1 protein-coding gene is annotated in these 1,184 nt (G+C 68.9%); it reads right to left on the bottom strand.

Annotated elements, in window-relative coordinates:
- Window positions 1-91 precede the first annotated feature (91 nt).
- Window positions 92-1,144 (bottom strand): glycoside hydrolase family 6 protein, encoded by a 1,053-nt coding sequence (locus tag GUY61_RS38480; protein WP_166634916.1) that lies wholly within the window; start codon window positions 1,142-1,144, stop codon window positions 92-94.
- Between the last annotated feature and the right edge of the window lie 40 nt (window positions 1,145-1,184).

A 1,184-nucleotide genomic window follows, 5' to 3' on the forward strand; every position in this document is an offset into this window, starting at 1 on the left:
TATAAGAGACAGCCTCGCGAGGGTGCCGCCGCGTGGGCGCGACCGGCCGCGGCGGACCCGTGGGTGACGCGCCGGACTGCCGGCGGAACGGTCAGCTCTTGGTGTTGCGGGCCAGTTCGAGCGCGTAGTCCTGCCACCACTGACCCGCCCGCGGGCCGCCCTTGCACTCGCCGTCGGACTCTCCGGGACGCTTGATCCACAAGTAGGCGTCCACGAGGTCGTCACCGGTCTTGACGGTCGGCACCTCTCCCAGGGCACGGCCGGGCGGGTTGCACCAGCTCTCCGCCGGATCGCCCTCCGTGGAGGGGCCATTGCCGTTGCGACTGGTGTCGATGACGAACGGTTTGCTGCCGACCTTCACCGACAGCGTCTTGCCGAAGGCCTTGCTCGCCTCGGTGGTCTGGAAGTTGGAGACGTTGACGGAGAAGCCGTCGGCCTTCTCGATACCCGCCCACTTCAGCGGCTCGTGCAACGAGTCGGGCGACTTCCAGCCCGCGTTGCCGGCGTCCAGGTAGACCTTGGTGTTCTTCAGCTGCTTGAGCCGCTCGATGGCACCCTTGAGCAGGTCGTACCGCTCCTCGTGGAACTCGTCCGGGGTGCAGCCGTCCACCAGGTGCAGTACGGCGTCCGGCTCCAGGATGACGGTGGCACTGCGGTCCCCGATGCCCTTGGCCACCCCGTCCAGCCACGTGCGGTAGGCGTTTCCGTCGGCTGCCCCGCCGCCGGAGAACTGGCCGCAGTCGCGGTGCGGAATGTTGTAGAGGACCAGCAGCGCTTCCCGGTCGGCCTTCTCCGCGGCCTCGGTGAAGCCGCGCGCCTCCTGCTCCGGGTTCTCCGTCCCGATCCACTCGCCGGTTGGCTGCTCGGCGATCTTCTGGATCAGCTCGGCCTCTTCGTCCTTGCCGCTCTCCCTGAAGTCCGCGACCTGCTTGGCCGCGTTGCTGTCGGGGTTGACCCAGTAGGGGTCGGTCGCCTTCGGCTGCTGCCGCCCCGAGGCCTTGCCGCCCCCCTTCGCCGGATCGTCCCCGTCCGAGGAACCGGAACAGGCCGTCAGGCCCGTCAGCAGGAAGACCGCACCTGCCGCGGCAGCTCCCGCCCTCACCCCCACAGTGATCTGCTCACGGCGATCTCGACTGCCGTACATCAACTTCCCCCTCAGTGCGTTCTGGGGCCGCCCCCCGACC

The sequence above is a fragment of the Streptomyces sp. GC420 genome, assembly GCF_009916105.1.
GTDB lineage: Bacteria > Actinomycetota > Actinomycetes > Streptomycetales > Streptomycetaceae > Streptomyces.

Bases quoted from the DNA above. Each gene is read 5' to 3' on its own strand.
- GUY61_RS38480 (WP_166634916.1), bottom strand. From the start codon at position 1,144: ATGTACGGCAGTCGAGATCGCCGTGAGCAGATCACTGTGGGGGTGAGG.